Origin of the sequence: Desulfosporosinus youngiae DSM 17734, from assembly GCF_000244895.1 — a bacterium.
Classification (GTDB): Bacteria; Bacillota; Desulfitobacteriia; order Desulfitobacteriales; family Desulfitobacteriaceae; genus Desulfosporosinus; species Desulfosporosinus youngiae.
This window is the reverse complement of the sequence record NZ_CM001441.1, coordinates 375,613-391,805: the sequence shown is the minus strand read 5'-3', so window position 1 is coordinate 391,805 and position 16,193 is coordinate 375,613. Positions and strand designations below refer to the sequence as shown.

The window sequence follows — 16,193 nt, the reverse complement described above, 5'->3', positions numbered from 1 at the left end:
CCCAGTTCAAAATCTATTTTATTTTGCAGCTGCGACTTGAGGGTGGTGTATTGCGGCTTTTATTGACTCGGATTGTGCCATCAACCAATACCATGACAACTGCCGGCAGATCACCCGCCGCTAAAGCCTCTAGGGCATCTTCACCGACTGAGCCCATAGGAGCATCCATTACCACTAAATCAGCTTCTTTTCCTTCAGCAATTATCCCGGTATTTAAGCCAAACGTACTTGCTGTATTGCCGCTGGCCATAGCGATCGCTTTTTCCGGTGCCACATCCGACATGGAGGAGATAGAGCAAACCGTTCTTAATATACCTAAAGGAATAATTCCGGTACCAGAAGGGGAATCATTTCCGATAATTACCCGGTTTAATTGATCCTTCTCGGTTAGCTTGCGGACCGTAAAATCGGCGATTTTGGGATTTCCGCATTGAACAATCTCTAACGCCAGATCCGTCTCATTGATCAGTTTTTCTACTTCGGAAGGGGCGATCGCTGTCGGGCCGCCGTTAATATGGGACACAACCGTGGGTTGAACGGCGGCTACATCGGCTGCAGAGACTGTTGAACTGCCGGGGATAGAGGTTCCTCCGGTATGCATAGCGATTTTCATCCCGTTTTCTTTTGCCCATTTCACCATGGGGATGGCGTCTTCTGGTTTTTTTACACTTCCCAAACCGATTTCGCCAACCAGCCAGACCCCTTCTTTAGCCATTTCAGCAAAATCCCCCTCAGTCAGTCCCTTTTCCAGAATGACGGCTCCGCCATGAACTTTCAGTCCGGTTGAACGTAAGTTAGCATAGGCTTTATGAGCAAGGATAGCTAATGCTTTCGTACCGGCAGGATCTTTTGGACGGCCCGGCGTATGGCATTCTCCGGCTGAGATAAATGTGGTTACACCACCATGAACCGAGCCATCGAGATAGTCCTGAGTTTTTTGCCGCGGTGAATAATCACCGAGGGTAGTGTGTACATGTGAGTCGATCAGACCCGGAGTTACTGTCATACCGTTAACATCGATTACTTTTTCGACGGTGTAATCTTGAAGAATATCTGAATTACCCATCTTAGCGATTAATCCGTCCTGAAGGACAATCGTAGTTTCCTCACCCAGAGGTTTTTGAATATTGCCGGTGACGAGCTTTCCGATATTTGTAAGTGCAATTACAGACATTCGTCTAACCTCCTCTAAGTTTCATAGCAATGACTACTTCTGAGCCGCCTTGATCGTGGCTACGACCCGCTCAGGCGTCATTGGCAGATCGTAGATGCGAACACCTAAAGCATCGCTGACCGCATTGGCAATAGCCGCGGCCGTCGGTACTAAGGCTGGTTCCCCTACCCCCTTTGCGCCATAAGGGCCGCTTGCTTCTAATTCTTCAATAATGATCGGATAGATTTCCGGAACATCCATTGACGTAGGGACAAGGTAAGTAGACATCTCGGGGTTTTTAATGACTCCGTCTTTTAGGATGACTTCCTCTACTAAGGCATAACCCAAGCCCATGGCACAACCGCCTTCAATTTGCCCTTCCACACTTTGGGGGTTTATGGCTCTTCCCACATCGTGGGCCGCTACGATTTTGGTAACCTCGACTACCCCTGTTTCCGTATCGACGATGACTTCCGCAACCTGAGTCGCAAAAGCATACGTAGCAAAGGGTTTCCCGTGTCCGGTTTCCGGATCGAGTTTCGTCGTTGCAGGGTTAAAGTAACCATGACCAAGGGTCAATACTCCTTCACCGCGGCACTGAGCAAGCATTTCTTTGACGGTTAAGCTCGTTTGTTCCTCTCCATTCCATACTCGACCGCTCTTCAGGCTCACCGAATCGATCGTTGTATTTAACATCTGAGCCGCTTTAGCTATGATTTGCTCACGTGCCTTTTCGGCTGCCAAACGGACCGCATTTCCCGAAATGTAAGTCTGCCGCGAGGCAGATGAGGCCCCTGCGTCCGGGGAAACTCCCGTATCCCCTGAAACAACCACAACATCTTCAACCCTTACCCCAACAGTCTCAGCGGCTATCTGGGCTAAAGCCGTCGTTGAGCCCTGGCCCATATCGGCACACCCCGTTAAAACAATCACTGTGCCATCATCTAAAATATCAACAAAGGCACCGGATGGATTATTGGCCGCCGTATTTCCTATTCCATACCACATGTTAGCCATACCGTAACCGCGCTTTTTCATTACTTTCGTCCCTCCAGGCCAGGCATAACCTGGAGAGCCTTATCCCAGGCAGCCTCTAACGTCTTACTGATTCCGATACTTCCTTCGAGCTTCTGTCCTGTTGCCGTAATCGAACCTTCATGGACTATATTGCGGCGGCGGATTTCAATCGGACTTATATTTAAAGCACGGGCAACAATGTCTAACTGACTTTCGCTTGCAAAAGCCAATTGGGGAGTACCAAAACCCCTCATTGCCCCACTGAACGGATTATTGGTGTACACACAAGCCCCTTCAATATCCACATTAGGCACTTCATAAGGCCCTGTCGCATGGACGGCTGCCCGAATTAACGTAGCAGGTCCATAGGAAGCATAGGCACCGGTATCCCCCACAATTCTGACTTTGACTGCCAGGAGTTTTCCTTCTTTATCTGCCGCCGTCGTGTAATCAATAAAAAACGGATGACGTTTACCGCTGGCGATGAAGGACTCATGACGGTCATAGGTCATTCTTACGGGACGTCTCAGTTTCAGGGCAGCCAAGCCCAGAAAACACTGGATCGTAATATCAAGTTTCCCCCCGAAGCCGCCCCCGGTAGCCGTTTGGATGACCCTGACCTTGTTCATTGGAATACCTAACACACGAGCGACATCACGCCGGTCATAATGGGGATTCTGTGTACAAACTTTTATGACGAGACTATCTCCGTCCATATAAGCGACACCGGCTTCGGTTTCGATGTAGCAATGTTCTATCCTCTGAGTTGTATAGTTTCTCGAAATAATAACTGCAGCCTGATTAAGGGCGGATTCCACATCTCCCTTTTTAATCTTACTTACTGTAAGAATGTTGCCGTTTTCGTGAATCGCCGGCGCTGCATCATTCATGGCGCTCCAAACGTCATAAACCGCCGGCAGCTCTTCTAATTCCACTTTTATCAGTCTAAGAGCTTCTTTAGCGCTTGCTTCATTTTCAGCTGCTACTAAGGCCAGAGCATCCCCTTTAAAACGAACTTTATTTGTTAAGGCGGGCTGATCTTTAACAATAATCCCGTAACTGTTAATTCCGTCAATATCCTTATGGGTGAATATTCCGACAACTCCAGGTACTTGGAGAGCCTCATCCACATCGATCGTCTTAATATGAGCATGGGCAACGTTACTCCGCAGTACTTTAAGACAAAGTGCTCCCGGAAGATCAAGGTCCGCCGCAAACTGAGTTGCTCCGGTCACCTTTTCCTGACCATCAAGTCGTTGCACCGATTTACCGATAACACTGAATTCAGGCACGGGCAGCACCCTCCTTCGCCTCTTTACTCGCTGCGGCTAATTCAACTCCTTGCACCATCTTGGTATAACCTGTACAGCGGCAAATATTACCCGATATAGCCTTCAAAATTTCCTGACGCGTAGGATGGGGATTACGGTCAAGTAAAACTTTTGCAGCAAGAATCATTCCCGGGGTGCAATATCCACATTGGACAGCGCCCGCATCTAAAAAAGCTTGTTGCAGATAATCTAATTCCCCATTCCGCGCCACCCCTTCAATGGTTATAACTTCCCGGCCTGAGGCCTGAGGAGCAAAAACTAAACAGGAGTCCACTAATTCACCATCCAGAATAACAGAACAAGCGCCACATTCGCCTTCACTGCAGCCTTCTTTAGTCCCCGTTAAATGTAAGCAATCACGTAAAACATCCAGCAAACGAAGTCCCGGATCGATATCGAGAGCGACTGAATTTCCATTGACCGTCATTTCGAGATGATACTGTGCCATATTAAATCACCACCTGCTCATTACCTAAGAACAATCGGCTGGATAAATCCCGAACAATACCCTTAACCGCCTCACATTTATAAGCGGCTGATGCCCGTGAACCGAGCATTCGCGAAACTTCTTCACCTGCAAACCGCGCAAAACTATCGATTAGTGACTCTGAAGGCTTTTGCCCAATCAGAAATTCCTCCAGACTGGTATTCCGACTCGGATTAGGGCCGACTGCACCTAAACTTACACGGGCAAAATCAATAAGCCCGTCATGTTCTGTTATAATTATGGCTAGATTCATCCGGGCAATCGCTAAAGCTTTCCGACGCCCTAACTTAATAAAGCCTGATTGACTATTTTCGGAAGGTATTTGAAACCTTATTTCTGCGATTATTTCATCTCGGGAAATATTGGTTTTGCCAACCCCACATAATAACTCACTGACAGGAACACTTCGCGTTCCCCGCGTTGACTCCAGCCTTGCCTTGGCATCTAAAGCCACAAATGCTGTAACCGTATCAGCCGCAGGCGAAGCATTGGCAATATTTCCGCCAATGGTCCCCAAACTACGTATTTGCGGTGAACCGACTGCACCTGCGGCCTGCGCTAGAAGCGGCACCTGGGTTTGAATCAAAAGGGATTTTTCAATCTGCGCAAACGTGCACAAACTTCCTAGTTTAAGTTCATTATCATCTATATTAATTTCTCGAAGGCCTGGAATCTTTGATAAGTCAACTAATCCATCGACGTTCATTTCGCCCTTTCGCATAGCTGGGACAATATCTGTTCCGCCTGCTAAGGGTTTTAACCTTTTATCAGCGCTTGCCAAATACTTCACGGCATCTGAGATAGATTCTGGTTGGTAATATACACTGCATTCTGGCATAGTAACCCACCCTATAAAGTAGTGACTCTTAATGTGTTCCATAGCCTATTTTTAAGTTTTTAGGAAGAACACATTAAGAGCCTTGTATGGTTAATACTTACTTACGACCAAGTTCGCGGTCAGCGCGTGCGACAATAGCATCCAAAGCATCGGCTACTTCTTTCGTCAGTGTAACGGGCTCATAGTTTTCTTTGATGATCTGATATTGTTCTTTGGCCCGTGCAGCAAGATCCTTGCAGCCCTTTTCAGCCCAGGTCGTTCTGGAATCACGAGTAAAGGTTTTTGCCCGATAGCCATCCCTGAAATGATTAAAGGTATGCATCTTATCCACAAAGCTATCTTGGTAGGTCATGGCTTGAATGTCATCCCAGGCAATCGTTTCTTCATTCACTTCAAGACCGGCTTTAAGTTGTTTAACCATGCCAAAGACATCATTATCGATAATTAATTGAAGCGGGCTAATTGTTTTAGCTGTCTCGACTTGTCCGGCTCCGCCAAGAACAGAACCACCGGACAAAGCCACCATATGACTTAAGGAAGCTGCCTCAAATCCCGCCTGGGCGTCTAATGTAGAACTATCCGTTCCTGTAGCATAGGTGTGAACAGGGATACCATATCCTTCTTTAAAGAGCTGCATAGCTATCATGCGGCCCATTGTCGTGGACATGGTGGCTTGAGTCGTATTGGTTGTCAGCATATCCATTTCAAAGAGTAATGGGGTTGCAACACAAGGATGTCCGGGAGCAATAATCTGAGCCATAACGATCATCGCCACAACATCTGCGGCGGCCATCAAAGCTAAACCTGATGGAGTAATCGGTACATTAGCCCCTGCAGCAGGCAATGCACAAGGTTGGAGAGGAACGCCGGCCTTACAGCACTCATAAATAATGTTCATATCCATATATTTGTAGGTCAAACGGGGTACTGAACAGCAGATCGCACTGATGATAGGACGTTTGCGAAGTTCTTCCTTTCCCCCAACGACCGCGGCTGCCATTTCAATCAAATATTTGATGTTTTCGGCTTCATAAGGTTGCACCCATCCGTGTTTTGTGGTATTCCTTAAGACTGTATTCAGGGTATGAATGTCAATCGTCTCAGCCGGGAAATCGACAGGATCCGTTGATGGCAACGACCAATAGTTAACATTGGGCAATGCATTAGCGAGCCGGGTAAATTCCGCAACATCATCAAGAACGATGTTGCGATACTCGCCCTCTTCAGTTAGATAATACATACCACCGGTGTTGGTTCTGACATAAAACGATCCTTCCGGATGAGGGAATTTCATATCATTTTTCGGATCGATACCGGCAAGCGTAAACTCACGCGGCGCTGCTTTTAATGCTTCTTCATAAAGAGCCTTAGGGAATTTTACAGAACCTGTTTCTTCCGATACAATAGCTCCTGCTTTTTTCAATATCTCCATGACCTCAGGATGCTCAATATGAATGCCTTTAGTTTCAAGCAAGACCTGGATTTTCTCTTTTAGAAATTCAACTTCTTCAGCACTTAGAATTCGAGCGCTTAAATTGCGAGCCATTTTTTTACCCCCATCAACTTCTATTTTGTTTCGTATAGACCGTTACGGTGAGCGACTAAATATTCCATGCAGTAAGCGTCTTTGCCGAGCAATGCCTTTGATGCATGTACAAAACCCATCATGGTCTTATCGAGCGGATCAAGAATATATCCATCCATTCCCATAGTCATGGTTTGGATCATGAAAGCATGATTAAGAACCTTGCGATTCGGTAATCCATAGGAGACATTACTCAAGCCACAAATCCCATGGACCTTTGGATATTTTTGTTTAACTCCATAAATCGTTTCGAGGACTTCCATTCCCGCAGTATCCCCAGTACTTACAGGCTTTACTAAGGGGTCAATATAAATATCGTCTTCAGGTACCCCGGCTGCTGCCAAATCACCAATTAATTTAAAAGCGATCTTTAAGCGCTGCTCAGCAGTCTCTGGCATACCGGTATCATCCATACAAAGTGCTACGACTTTAGGTTTATACTTAAGTATCAAAGGAAGAATAGTCTCATAGCGTTCCTTTTCACCCGTAATTGAATTAATCATTGGCTGTCCATTTTTGGCTAAGGAAAGCCCAGCTTCAAGTGCCTTTGGATTCGGACTGTCAATACATAAGGGGGCCGTCACTTTTTGCTGAATCGTTTCCACTAACCAGGCCATAGTCTCCTCTTCGTTATAAACCATGGTCCCGCAATTAACATCAACATAGTTCGCTCCCGCGTCTACTTGTTGCTGAGCAATACTCTGAATATAGGCGGCGTCCCGACTCTCAACAGCAGGCTTAATCGCCTTTCGACTGGTATTAATCAATTCTCCAACAATAAGCATTTTTTTATCTCCTATTTCGCAATTAATTCTTTGCACAGATCAGCAGCAGAAGCAGCATCAGGGGCAAAGCCATCAGCACCAATGGAATCCGCAAATTCCTTAGAAACAGGAGCTCCGCCAACGATAATCTTAATTTTGTCTCTTAATCCATTTTCCGTTAATACCTCAATCGTATCCTTCATATTTGCCATGGTCGTTGTCAATAAGGCAGAGAGTGCAACCACATCAGGGTTATGTTCTTTAACCGCCGCTACAAATGTGTCTGCTGAAATATCCACTCCCAGATTAACGACCTCCAAACCGCTGCTTTCAACCATCATTCCTACAAGATTCTTGCCAATATCATGTAAGTCGCCTTTAACAGTGCCAATAATTACTTTACCCTGACTTTTCATGTCTCCATCAGCAATTAACGGTTTTACAATCTCAACCCCTGCAGCCATACTCCGTGCCGACATGAGAACTTCCGGAACAAACATATCTCCCGCTTTAAAGCGAGGACCCACAATATTCATCCCCGCAATTAATCCTTCGTTGATAATTTCCATAGGGTTATTGCCCGCTGCCACGAGGGCATTAACTTGTTCTTTTACTTGACCTTCATTGCCTTTTACTACGCTTTGCGCTAATTCTGAATAACTTGCCATCTTCTTTACCTCCACTATTTTCTACTTAGATAAAATCCACGTAAACTTATGCCGCCGACATCTAACTATATAAGCAATTATCATGCCAATATAAACTAAGCATCAAACCTATAATAACCATGTTTAAACTGCTAAATTCGACTCAATTTCCTATAATATGGTTATTTACTCCAGTCGTTCACATTATGCATATTTCAATGTCGAAACGTTCATAAAATTCATTGTAATTTCAAGGGCGTTTAGTCCTTCAAATAAGAAATAAACCATTTCATTGGTGAAAGGTTTATTTCTTGCCCCTTTCTGGGATACCACGTATCCGCGAAAAAAACACGAATTTTATTTACTTGATTCCAAAAAATTTGACCATTTCATTCGTGAGCAGGTCAATCTTGGAAAATACAGTTTGATTACTCCTTATCAAGACCGTATTCAGTCATTTTTCTCCATAAAGTAGGGGTACTTATTCCTAACAAACCAGCCGCCTTTGTTCGTTTATACCTAGCCATTTCCAATGCCTTCCGGATAATGGCTTTTTCTGTTTCAGCCAATGCTTCTTTTAAATTCACCCCGCTTGACCCGATCTCAACAACCACAGACTCCTTAACATTCTTAGGACTATGCCTTAGATACATTGGCAAATGTTTGGGCATAAGCCGAAACTCTTCCTGTTCGACCATGTTCATAGCCGATTCAATACAATTTTGGAGTTCACGAACATTTCCCGGCCATGTGTGTTGTTGAAGAATCTTTAATGTTTCTAAATCAATTTCTTCAATATATTTGCCTAACAAGGTATTATATCTCTGCAGAAAATATCTGCTCAATAACTCCACATCTGATGACCGCTCACGAAGAGCCGGTACTTTAATCTGAACGACATTCAGGCGATAGAAAAGATCCTGGCGAAACTTTCCATTGGCGATTAACGTGTTTAGGTCTTTATTCGTCGAAGATATGACCCTGACGTTAACTTTAATCGGCTTGAATCCGCCAATGCGAACAACTTCACGTTCCTGTAATACCCGCAAAAGCTTCGTTTGCAACCCGATTTCCATTTCGCTAATCTCGTCAAGAAAAATAGTTCCATTATTAGCTTGTTCAAAGGCGCCCGGACTTCCCCCTTTTTTAGCACCAGTGAAAGCCCCCTCCTCATATCCAAACAAATTACTTTCAATGAGTGAACCAGGCAGTGCTCCGCAGTTCAAAGCTACAAAAGGCTTCTTATAACGTTCACTTGCATTGTGAATGGATTGGGCAAATAATTCTTTACCCGTGCCCGTTTCACCGCTTATAAGGATCGTCGACACACCATTAGCTACGAACTTTGCCATACTCTTTATTTTCATCAATTCCTGACTACCGCCAATGATATCGTCAAACGTATAATTCGTATGTTGAAGCCTTTTAATCTCTTCATAAAGAACTTGCTGCTGCCGGGTTATATCCTGATTATTAAAACCAAATCCGAATTCTTTAGTCATCGGAATACGTACAGCAGTTGCCCCGTTAATTGAAAAGGACTTCCCAACTACCGGTTCTTGCTTCTCAATCGCAATTTTCGCCGGACCGCTGACTTTGCCTTTATATTGTTTTCTTTCAGTCCCATCGCTATTAAAACTGATGATCCGTTCTCCAGCACCATTAAACAAAACGGCTTCTCCACCGGCTACTTGTGCAATCATTGGTAAAGCTCTGAGCAAGGATTCTTTCAAATGATGTTCTCGTTTTACTCTTTCAGCGTTACTAGAAATTAAGACATATTTACCTATGGGCAAGGCCCAAGCGTTAGCCCCTTCACATGACTTCGGGGCTCCAATTTGCGAATAACCTAACTCTCCTGCTTTTCTGGCTAATTCAAGTATATCTCCTTCTAATTCCGATACAGCTTTACCATTACAGTCCAATGCCATCGCCAGCGATCCATTTAAATCCGCAATAGCGGCATAACCACCGGTGGTCTTCGCTAAAATTGGGAGAATATGAACAAGATTTTCAAACTCTGGATCCCACACAAGCATCCACCTCTCAAAGCGATCAAATATAAAGGAGATTCGGGTAATATATTGTCTATTCATAATACGGAATTTTCAACGTTTTTTAAACAACTATATAATGCCAATCCTACATACTTTTCCCACACCAAGTGAATCGGCCATAATTAGGGTTTGCTAACTAAACCTCTTTTTTCTCTTAGGCCACCAGAATCTTAGGATTTTTTCACACCAATATCCAACTCAGACATTGGGCGATCCCGATAGCGGGAGGCTTGCCCTAGGCTTGTACCAAGAATCTTACGCGCGTAAGATTCTTGGTACAAGCCTGGTCGAGTCTGACGTTAACATTTGTTTACACTATATCGATTTTAACTCCACGTGCACGGTTTTTGACGCCAAAAGCTGTTTTTCCATGCACATAGATTACGCAAAACCACCCTTAAACCCTTGGAGAATCTAGAGTTTTTGATAAATTAGCAAGCCCTAATTATAGGTTCCAATTGATTTCACAAGAAAGAAAAATTTACCCATTAGGATAATTTACCCATTAAAAGTAAGCGGCCTAGCTCCGATTGATTTCGGAACCAAGCCGTTAAATGTTGCTTAAGGCTTTTGCTTACGCGATAAATAATAGGTTAATACATTAATAGTTTTTATCCGCGTAACCTACCCAGCCGCCTTCTTTAACAAGCGTCTTGTCAAACTCGCCGACGTTGAAATCAATCTCTTCTGATTGGTCTGTAGAAACGACGATAATCTTATCGTTTTCAATGTCAATAGTTAGCGAAGTATCTTTCCCCGCGTAGTTCTCAAAAAGATAGTCGATCTTTTCTGTTGGCAATTCTATGGCGAACATACCGCAATTGTACATATTCTGTCTGAATATTCTCGCGAAGCTTTCAGCTATCACTACGTTGATTCCATTGACTTCTAACGCCCAGGGAGCATGCTCTCTGGAAGAACCACAACCAAAATTAGCTCTTGTCACAAGCACAGCTTTATCCTTTATATCGTCTTTATTGTTAAATCCGGTCAGAGACAAATCCTCCAATAAATAAGGTTTCAAAGCTTCTTTGGTGATTTCAGTAAGATACTTTGCCGGAATGATTTCATCGGTATTAATATCACTTCTATCTAAGAATAAGACTTTTCCGCTAAATTCTTTCATTTTTACCTCCGATACTTACACTTTATACAATTCTGAATTGGCTATTTTTCCTTCAATCGCTGAAGCTGCTGCAGTAGCCGGACTCATCAGATGAACGGTACCGCCCTTTCCCATTCTGCCATTAAAATTGCGGTTTGTCGTAGAAGCACAGGTTTCACCATCAGCAAGAACCCCATTACTCATGCCGAGACAAGCTCCGCAGGTAGGGTTGGTAACGCAAAAACCAGCGTTCTGAAAGACCTCAATGAGTCCTTCTTTTAAGGCCATGGAATAGATATCCGGGGTTGCAGGACTGACAATAGCACGCAGGTCATCACTTATTTTTTTGTCCTTAAGGATGCTTGCAGCAATTCTCAAATCTTCTATGCGGCCATTGGTACAGCTTCCAATATAAACCTGATCAATTTTTGTACCCGACATTTCATGGACGGTTTTAACCTGGTCAGGTTTGAACCCGAACGTAACCATTGGTTCTAAATTCGTAACATCATATTCATAGACTTTTTCATAGGAAGCATCCGCATCCGAAACCCATTTTGAGTATTCTTTCAAAGCGTCTTCTTTTGTGTTAAATTCGTCTTTAATGAATTCCCACAGGTATTCCACGGTTGTCATATCCGGGTAGCATATTCCACAAGTCCCTCCGGCTTCAATGGCCATATTGCACAAAGTCATACGGGATTCCATGGACATGGCATCGACCACCGGTCCGGTAAATTCTATAACCATGTTTGTGGCACCGTTTACAGTCAGTTCTTTAATAATAAAAAGGATCAGGTCTTTGGCATAAACGCCCGGTTTTAAGGTGCCATTAAGCACCATTTTAATGGTTTTCGGGAAGTGGAAGGCACATACACCCTTAAGTATCCCTACTTCAAGGTCAGTGGTTCCAACCCCTGCAGCAAACGCTCCAAACGCTCCATGGGTACATGTATGGGAATCCCCCATGATCACTGTATAACCCGGTCTTACGAATCCTTTTTCCGGGAAAATCGCATGACAAACACCATTTCTTCCAACGTCAAAAAAATCCTTAATACCATGTCTTTTAGCCCAATCCCGCAGTATCTTTCCCTGTTCGGCAGTTTTAGAATCTTTGGCAGGTGTTACATGGTCTATGACAGCTTTGATTTTCGTAGGATCAAAGACTCTGTCCATGTCTCTAGCTATAAGATCCGTGATGGCAATCGGAGTGGTAATTTCATGACAGAAAACCCTATCCAATTTTAAAACATGCGTATCAGGAAACGGCATATTTACCCTGTGTGCATCAAATAATTTCTCAGCTATTGTTTTTCCCATTGTATTCTCCTTTATATTGTTATCGAAATCTCTAAAGTGGTTCTGCAACAATAACAGGAACTGCTAACCTGTTGCCAACCTGTGCCAGTTGCACAGCCCAAGTAGGATACATTTCTGGAGAGTAAGTATAATTACACCCCATTCACCTGTCTTAAAGAAGGACATTAAACAACCTTGCTAAAATAATAAGCAAGATTTGTGCCAAACCCCATTACTCTACCTCAAAGATAATAAGGCTTCCAATCTCTTCTAGAAAAAGCATTAATCTATATCCTTAATCCCAATTGAAAATTCGTTTCAGAGAAACCATTCAATACTGAAATAGTTTCTCTACGTTGTTCTCTGTGCTTAAGCTAAGATAACAACTTAAGTGAAACGAACCATTTCATGATTGAAATGGTTCTATTTCCGAATTCAATTCGAGCCATATTTTAAATAGTTTTCTCGTTAAAGTTATCACAAATCTTATCTCTTCATAGACTAAATCACTTTGTCCCAATTGTCAATTGATAACCGGTGTAGTTCCAGACGAAATGCCGTATGTACCATTCTATATTTCTCACAACCTCTTTTGGGATATCCCGATCAGCTACAATTCACACAGAATTCAAGGCGCAAGGCGATGGAACCCTTGCTCTCGATTAATGGTTAGCAACTACAAGTCCCTTAGTGGATTTTCGCCATCAAGTAAATCGCCATGCGTGGCGCACTAAAACAAAAGAGATGTAAAACATATTTGACATCCCCTTCGGCTTATATTAGCCTAAAGGTGTCAAGAGTCTTTTAAACCTTGCAATGTGGAGGCATATGGAATGGAAAATAAAATTAAGGAGTATAGAGAAAAAAACAGTCTTTCCCAAGTTAAGTTAGCAGAATTATGCAATGTAAGCAGACAAACGATTAATGCCATCGAAAATAATAAATACGACCCAAGTTTACAGTTGGCATTTGATATTGCAAGGGTATTAGGGACTGCTATGGAGGATTTATTTATTAATTCAAAGAATGGTGTGAAAAGAAATGGGTAAGCCGAAAATCATAGGTGTTTTTGTCTTTATTGTTTTTATGATTGTCGCAGGTTTTTCCTTATACAAGTGGATAAGATTTGGAGCTATAGATGGAGGCTCTATATTTTTTAGTTTTCTTTCCTTATCCTACTTTTTCAACTGGATTACTTGGGGCCAACATGAAGGAGGGGGAGAAAAAGACGAATTAGACAGGCATATTGAAACTCGAAGTGCTAAGATTGGTTATTTTGTTTTAATGGTTCTATCAGCGTTAATTTTGTTTATTTCTGAAGGTGTGTCTAATTTAAATGACATTAAAAATTATCCTTTACTTATTGTAGTTGGTCTTACATTTATTACACTACCAATTACCGAATTTATATATTCAAGGAAGTTTAAGTGAAATTACACATAAAGGAAGTGTAAACTTCTAACCAATGATGTTTTAATAGATTGTGAGATTATCAAAAAACGCTCTGAGCATTTTGCACAGAGCGTTTTTTCCCTTTCCATAATAGCAATAGCGTTATTTTCACACTAACCACAACTGTCCGGGTTATTCCCACCTACTCCACCGTAACACTCTTAGCCAAATTCCTTGGCTTATCAACGTCACACCCTCTGGCAACCGATACATAGTACGATAGAAGTTGCAGCGGTATAACCGTCAGAATCGGCGAAAGCTCATCCAATGTCTCCGGGATATAAATCACATGATCAACTGACTTAGCCATGCTGGTATTCCCCTCATAGGTCAATCCGATCACTTTGGCATCCCGGGCTTTTACCTCTTTGACATTAGAAATCGTCTTTTCATAGACATCTCTCTGGGTTGCTAACGCAACGACAGGCGTAGCTTCTGTGATCAAAGCCAAGGTGCCGTGTTTCAACTCGCCTGCTGCATAAGCTTCAGCATGAATATAGGAAATCTCTTTCAGTTTCAGAGACCCTTCCATGGCAACCGCCCAATCTAAGGAACGGCCGATAAAGAAGGTATTCTCAACCTTAGCAAACGACTCTGCAACCTCTTTAATTAGACCGGACTGGTCTAAAAGCTCCTGGACTTGAGCCGGAATCTGTTTCAAGGCAGTAATAATCTCCCCTATTTTTTCAGAGGGCAATGTCCCCTTGACCTGTGCGAGATAGAGTCCCAGCAGAACCATTCCTTCCAGCTGAGTTGTATAAGCTTTTGTCGAAGCTACGGCGATCTCGGGGCCGGCCCAGGTAAAGATCACATCATGAGCTTCCCGGGATACCGTGCTCCCAACGACATTCGTAACCGCAACCACACGTGCACCTCGTTTTTTAGCTTCGCGCAGAGCAGCTAACGTATCCGCTGTTTCGCCGGACTGGCTTACTACTACAACCAAAGTATGCTCATCCACAAGGGGAGAGCGATAGCGGAATTCCGAGGCAATATCTACTTCAACAGGTAGATGTGCCCATCGTTCAATCAGGGTCTTACCGACCAATCCGGCATGCCAGGCTGTACCACAAGCGACAATATAGACCTTATGAATTTGCGCTAATTCTTCAAGAGTTAAGTCCACTTCCTGAAGGACAACCTTCGTTTCCTCCAAGCGTCCCAACATCGTATCTTTCAGCGCCTTAGGCTGTTCGTTGATTTCCTTGAGCATAAAATGCTCATATCCGCCCTTCTCCGCAGCCACCGCATCCCACTTGACGTCATAAACTTCTTTCGTACGGGGATTGCCTCCGAAGTCTGAGACCTTAACTCCATCTTCGGTAATAACGACCATTTCACCATCATCTAAAATATAGACTCTGCGAGTATAGTTTAAAATTGCGGTGATATCGCTAGCCACAAAAAACTCCCCGTCTCCAAGACCAACCACCATCGGACTGTCTTTACGGGCCGCAACAATCTTGTCAGGGTCCTGACGTCTTAAGACAACAATGGCATAGGAACCGCGAATCCTCTTTAGAACATTTCGTACAGCTCCCTCGAGATCTCCCTCATAGTAATCCTCGAGCAAGTGAGCCAAAACCTCTGTATCCGTTTCCGAAACAAATCTGTGCCCTTTTTCAAGGAGCATATCCTTTAATTCCAGATAGTTTTCGATGATTCCATTATGCACCACAACAAAATCATGGTTGCAGTCGCAATGCGGATGAGCATTAACCTCGGAAGGTCGTCCATGGGTCGCCCATCGGGTGTGTCCAATCCCGATGCAAGACTGTGAATAGCCCTGGCCAAGTTCTTCTTCCAAAGCAATTAACTTACCCACGCTTTTCGAAACCACGATTTTCTCATTATCCAAGACAGCGACGCCTGCGGAATCATACCCTCTATACTCTAATTTTTTTAAGCCATCTACCAAAATGGGAATAGCTGCACGTTTTCCGATATATCCGACGATACCACACATACATGTATCTCCTTTCAAATTAAACGGGTTGGGGTCATTCCAACCAAGATTTTTAATAATTAATTTTTCTTAATCCTATGTGCGTACTAAACGATTTTCGGGAAATAATAAAGCCGCCCTAATATGGACGACTTTGTTGATTCAAATTAAAGGCAACACAAGCAAGGAGGATCAAAATAAACATAGTTTCCCCTTGTCTTGTCAGCTTCACCTTTGTCCCGAAAATTACTCTTCGGTTTTAAGTAAGCTTTACGGTGACAAGCCACCGAGAGGGACCCGCCGAATCCTTCGATAACCCTCTTCCTCGTCGACCTCAGAGATTAACTGCTAAGGTCCTGGCGCTTTATATGATTGCCTAACTGATTCAACCGTCCATCAAATATATTTTACATTACGATTTACGTATAAGCATCACCTCTTTCGATATGGTTCTAAATATGACTTAGATTTAGTTTCCGAATTAGGTTCATGTGCCCTTTTCCACAAAAT

General features: G+C 43.5%; 14 protein-coding genes. 2 read left to right on the top strand and 12 right to left on the bottom strand.

What is annotated here, in order from left to right:
• Positions 1-13: 13 nt before the first annotated feature.
• From DESYODRAFT_RS01940 to DESYODRAFT_RS01890, 11 genes are all read right to left on the bottom strand, one after another.
• Positions 14-1,174: an amidohydrolase family protein gene (locus tag DESYODRAFT_RS01940; RefSeq protein ID WP_007778729.1), complete on the bottom strand. Its 1,161-nt coding sequence runs from the start codon at positions 1,172-1,174 to the stop codon at positions 14-16.
• Between the two features lie 33 nt (positions 1,175-1,207).
• Positions 1,208-2,191, bottom strand: coding sequence for a xanthine dehydrogenase family protein molybdopterin-binding subunit (locus tag DESYODRAFT_RS29460; protein WP_007778725.1), 984 nt, complete (start codon positions 2,189-2,191; stop codon positions 1,208-1,210).
• Entirely contained in the window at positions 2,191-3,462 is a 1,272-nt protein-coding gene (locus DESYODRAFT_RS29455; RefSeq protein WP_007778723.1) for a xanthine dehydrogenase family protein molybdopterin-binding subunit, read from the bottom strand. The genes DESYODRAFT_RS29460 and DESYODRAFT_RS29455 overlap by 1 nt, the downstream gene beginning before the upstream one ends.
• The gene (locus tag DESYODRAFT_RS28570; protein ID WP_007778720.1) at positions 3,455-3,949 is read right to left on the bottom strand and encodes a (2Fe-2S)-binding protein; all 495 of its coding nucleotides are present in this window, start codon (positions 3,947-3,949) and stop codon (positions 3,455-3,457) included. Before DESYODRAFT_RS28570 ends, DESYODRAFT_RS29455 begins: the two co-directional genes overlap by 8 nt.
• Before the next feature lies 1 nt (position 3,950).
• Positions 3,951-4,826 (bottom strand): FAD binding domain-containing protein, encoded by an 876-nt coding sequence (locus DESYODRAFT_RS01920; RefSeq protein WP_007778718.1) that lies wholly within the window; start codon positions 4,824-4,826, stop codon positions 3,951-3,953.
• Between the two features lie 97 nt (positions 4,827-4,923).
• Positions 4,924-6,372: a trimethylamine methyltransferase family protein gene (locus DESYODRAFT_RS01915; RefSeq protein ID WP_007778714.1), complete on the bottom strand. Its 1,449-nt coding sequence runs from the start codon at positions 6,370-6,372 to the stop codon at positions 4,924-4,926.
• A gap of 20 nt (positions 6,373-6,392) precedes the next feature.
• A complete protein-coding gene (locus DESYODRAFT_RS01910) occupies positions 6,393-7,196 on the bottom strand; it encodes a methyltetrahydrofolate cobalamin methyltransferase (RefSeq protein WP_007778712.1) in 804 nt (267 codons plus the stop codon).
• 11 nt (positions 7,197-7,207) lie between these two features.
• Positions 7,208-7,843, bottom strand: coding sequence for a cobalamin B12-binding domain-containing protein (locus DESYODRAFT_RS01905; protein ID WP_007778711.1), 636 nt, complete (start codon positions 7,841-7,843; stop codon positions 7,208-7,210).
• A gap of 407 nt (positions 7,844-8,250) precedes the next feature.
• Positions 8,251-9,861: a sigma-54 interaction domain-containing protein gene (locus DESYODRAFT_RS01900; RefSeq protein ID WP_042338102.1), complete on the bottom strand. Its 1,611-nt coding sequence runs from the start codon at positions 9,859-9,861 to the stop codon at positions 8,251-8,253.
• 619 nt (positions 9,862-10,480) lie between these two features.
• Positions 10,481-11,005 (bottom strand): 3-isopropylmalate dehydratase small subunit, encoded by a 525-nt coding sequence (gene leuD / locus DESYODRAFT_RS01895; protein WP_007778707.1) that lies wholly within the window; start codon positions 11,003-11,005, stop codon positions 10,481-10,483.
• Between the two features lie 15 nt (positions 11,006-11,020).
• Positions 11,021-12,307 (bottom strand): 3-isopropylmalate dehydratase large subunit, encoded by a 1,287-nt coding sequence (locus DESYODRAFT_RS01890; protein WP_007778704.1) that lies wholly within the window; start codon positions 12,305-12,307, stop codon positions 11,021-11,023.
• An 812-nt stretch (positions 12,308-13,119) separates the two neighbouring features.
• Between DESYODRAFT_RS01890 and DESYODRAFT_RS01885 the strand changes: the two genes are divergently transcribed.
• Both DESYODRAFT_RS01885 and DESYODRAFT_RS01880 read left to right on the top strand, forming a co-directional pair.
• Complete coding sequence (locus tag DESYODRAFT_RS01885) at positions 13,120-13,335, top strand: helix-turn-helix transcriptional regulator (protein ID WP_007778702.1); 216 nt, start codon at positions 13,120-13,122, stop codon at positions 13,333-13,335.
• A complete protein-coding gene (locus DESYODRAFT_RS01880) occupies positions 13,328-13,717 on the top strand; it encodes a DUF2178 domain-containing protein (protein WP_007778701.1) in 390 nt (129 codons plus the stop codon). Before DESYODRAFT_RS01885 ends, DESYODRAFT_RS01880 begins: the two co-directional genes overlap by 8 nt.
• Before the next feature lie 163 nt (positions 13,718-13,880).
• Here the strand turns inward: DESYODRAFT_RS01880 and glmS are convergent, their stop codons facing one another.
• On the bottom strand, positions 13,881-15,704 hold the full coding sequence (gene glmS, locus DESYODRAFT_RS01875) for a glutamine--fructose-6-phosphate transaminase (isomerizing) (RefSeq protein ID WP_007778700.1): 1,824 nt from the start codon (positions 15,702-15,704) through the stop codon (positions 13,881-13,883).
• Positions 15,705-16,193 lie beyond the last annotated feature (489 nt).

What these genes read in the sequence shown, in the direction of transcription:
- DESYODRAFT_RS01905 (WP_007778711.1), bottom strand. Translation starts at nt 7,843, where the DNA reads ATGGCAAGTTATTCAGAATTAGCGCAAAGCGTAGTAAAAGGCAATGAA.
- DESYODRAFT_RS01940 (WP_007778729.1), bottom strand. Translation starts at nt 1,174, where the DNA reads ATGTCTGTAATTGCACTTACAAATATCGGAAAGCTCGTCACCGGCAAT.
- DESYODRAFT_RS01910 (WP_007778712.1), bottom strand. Translation starts at nt 7,196, where the DNA reads ATGCTTATTGTTGGAGAATTGATTAATACCAGTCGAAAGGCGATTAAG.
- glmS (WP_007778700.1), bottom strand. Translation starts at nt 15,704, where the DNA reads ATGTGTGGTATCGTCGGATATATCGGAAAACGTGCAGCTATTCCCATT.
- DESYODRAFT_RS28570 (WP_007778720.1), bottom strand. Translation starts at nt 3,949, where the DNA reads ATGGCACAGTATCATCTCGAAATGACGGTCAATGGAAATTCAGTCGCT.
- DESYODRAFT_RS01920 (WP_007778718.1), bottom strand. Translation starts at nt 4,826, where the DNA reads ATGCCAGAATGCAGTGTATATTACCAACCAGAATCTATCTCAGATGCC.
- DESYODRAFT_RS01890 (WP_007778704.1), bottom strand. Translation starts at nt 12,307, where the DNA reads ATGGGAAAAACAATAGCTGAGAAATTATTTGATGCACACAGGGTAAAT.
- DESYODRAFT_RS01915 (WP_007778714.1), bottom strand. Translation starts at nt 6,372, where the DNA reads ATGGCTCGCAATTTAAGCGCTCGAATTCTAAGTGCTGAAGAAGTTGAA.
- DESYODRAFT_RS29460 (WP_007778725.1), bottom strand. Translation starts at nt 2,191, where the DNA reads ATGAAAAAGCGCGGTTACGGTATGGCTAACATGTGGTATGGAATAGGA.
- DESYODRAFT_RS01885 (WP_007778702.1), top strand. Translation starts at nt 13,120, where the DNA reads ATGGAAAATAAAATTAAGGAGTATAGAGAAAAAAACAGTCTTTCCCAA.
- leuD (WP_007778707.1), bottom strand. Translation starts at nt 11,005, where the DNA reads ATGAAAGAATTTAGCGGAAAAGTCTTATTCTTAGATAGAAGTGATATT.
- DESYODRAFT_RS01880 (WP_007778701.1), top strand. Translation starts at nt 13,328, where the DNA reads ATGGGTAAGCCGAAAATCATAGGTGTTTTTGTCTTTATTGTTTTTATG.
- DESYODRAFT_RS01900 (WP_042338102.1), bottom strand. Translation starts at nt 9,861, where the DNA reads ATGCTTGTGTGGGATCCAGAGTTTGAAAATCTTGTTCATATTCTCCCA.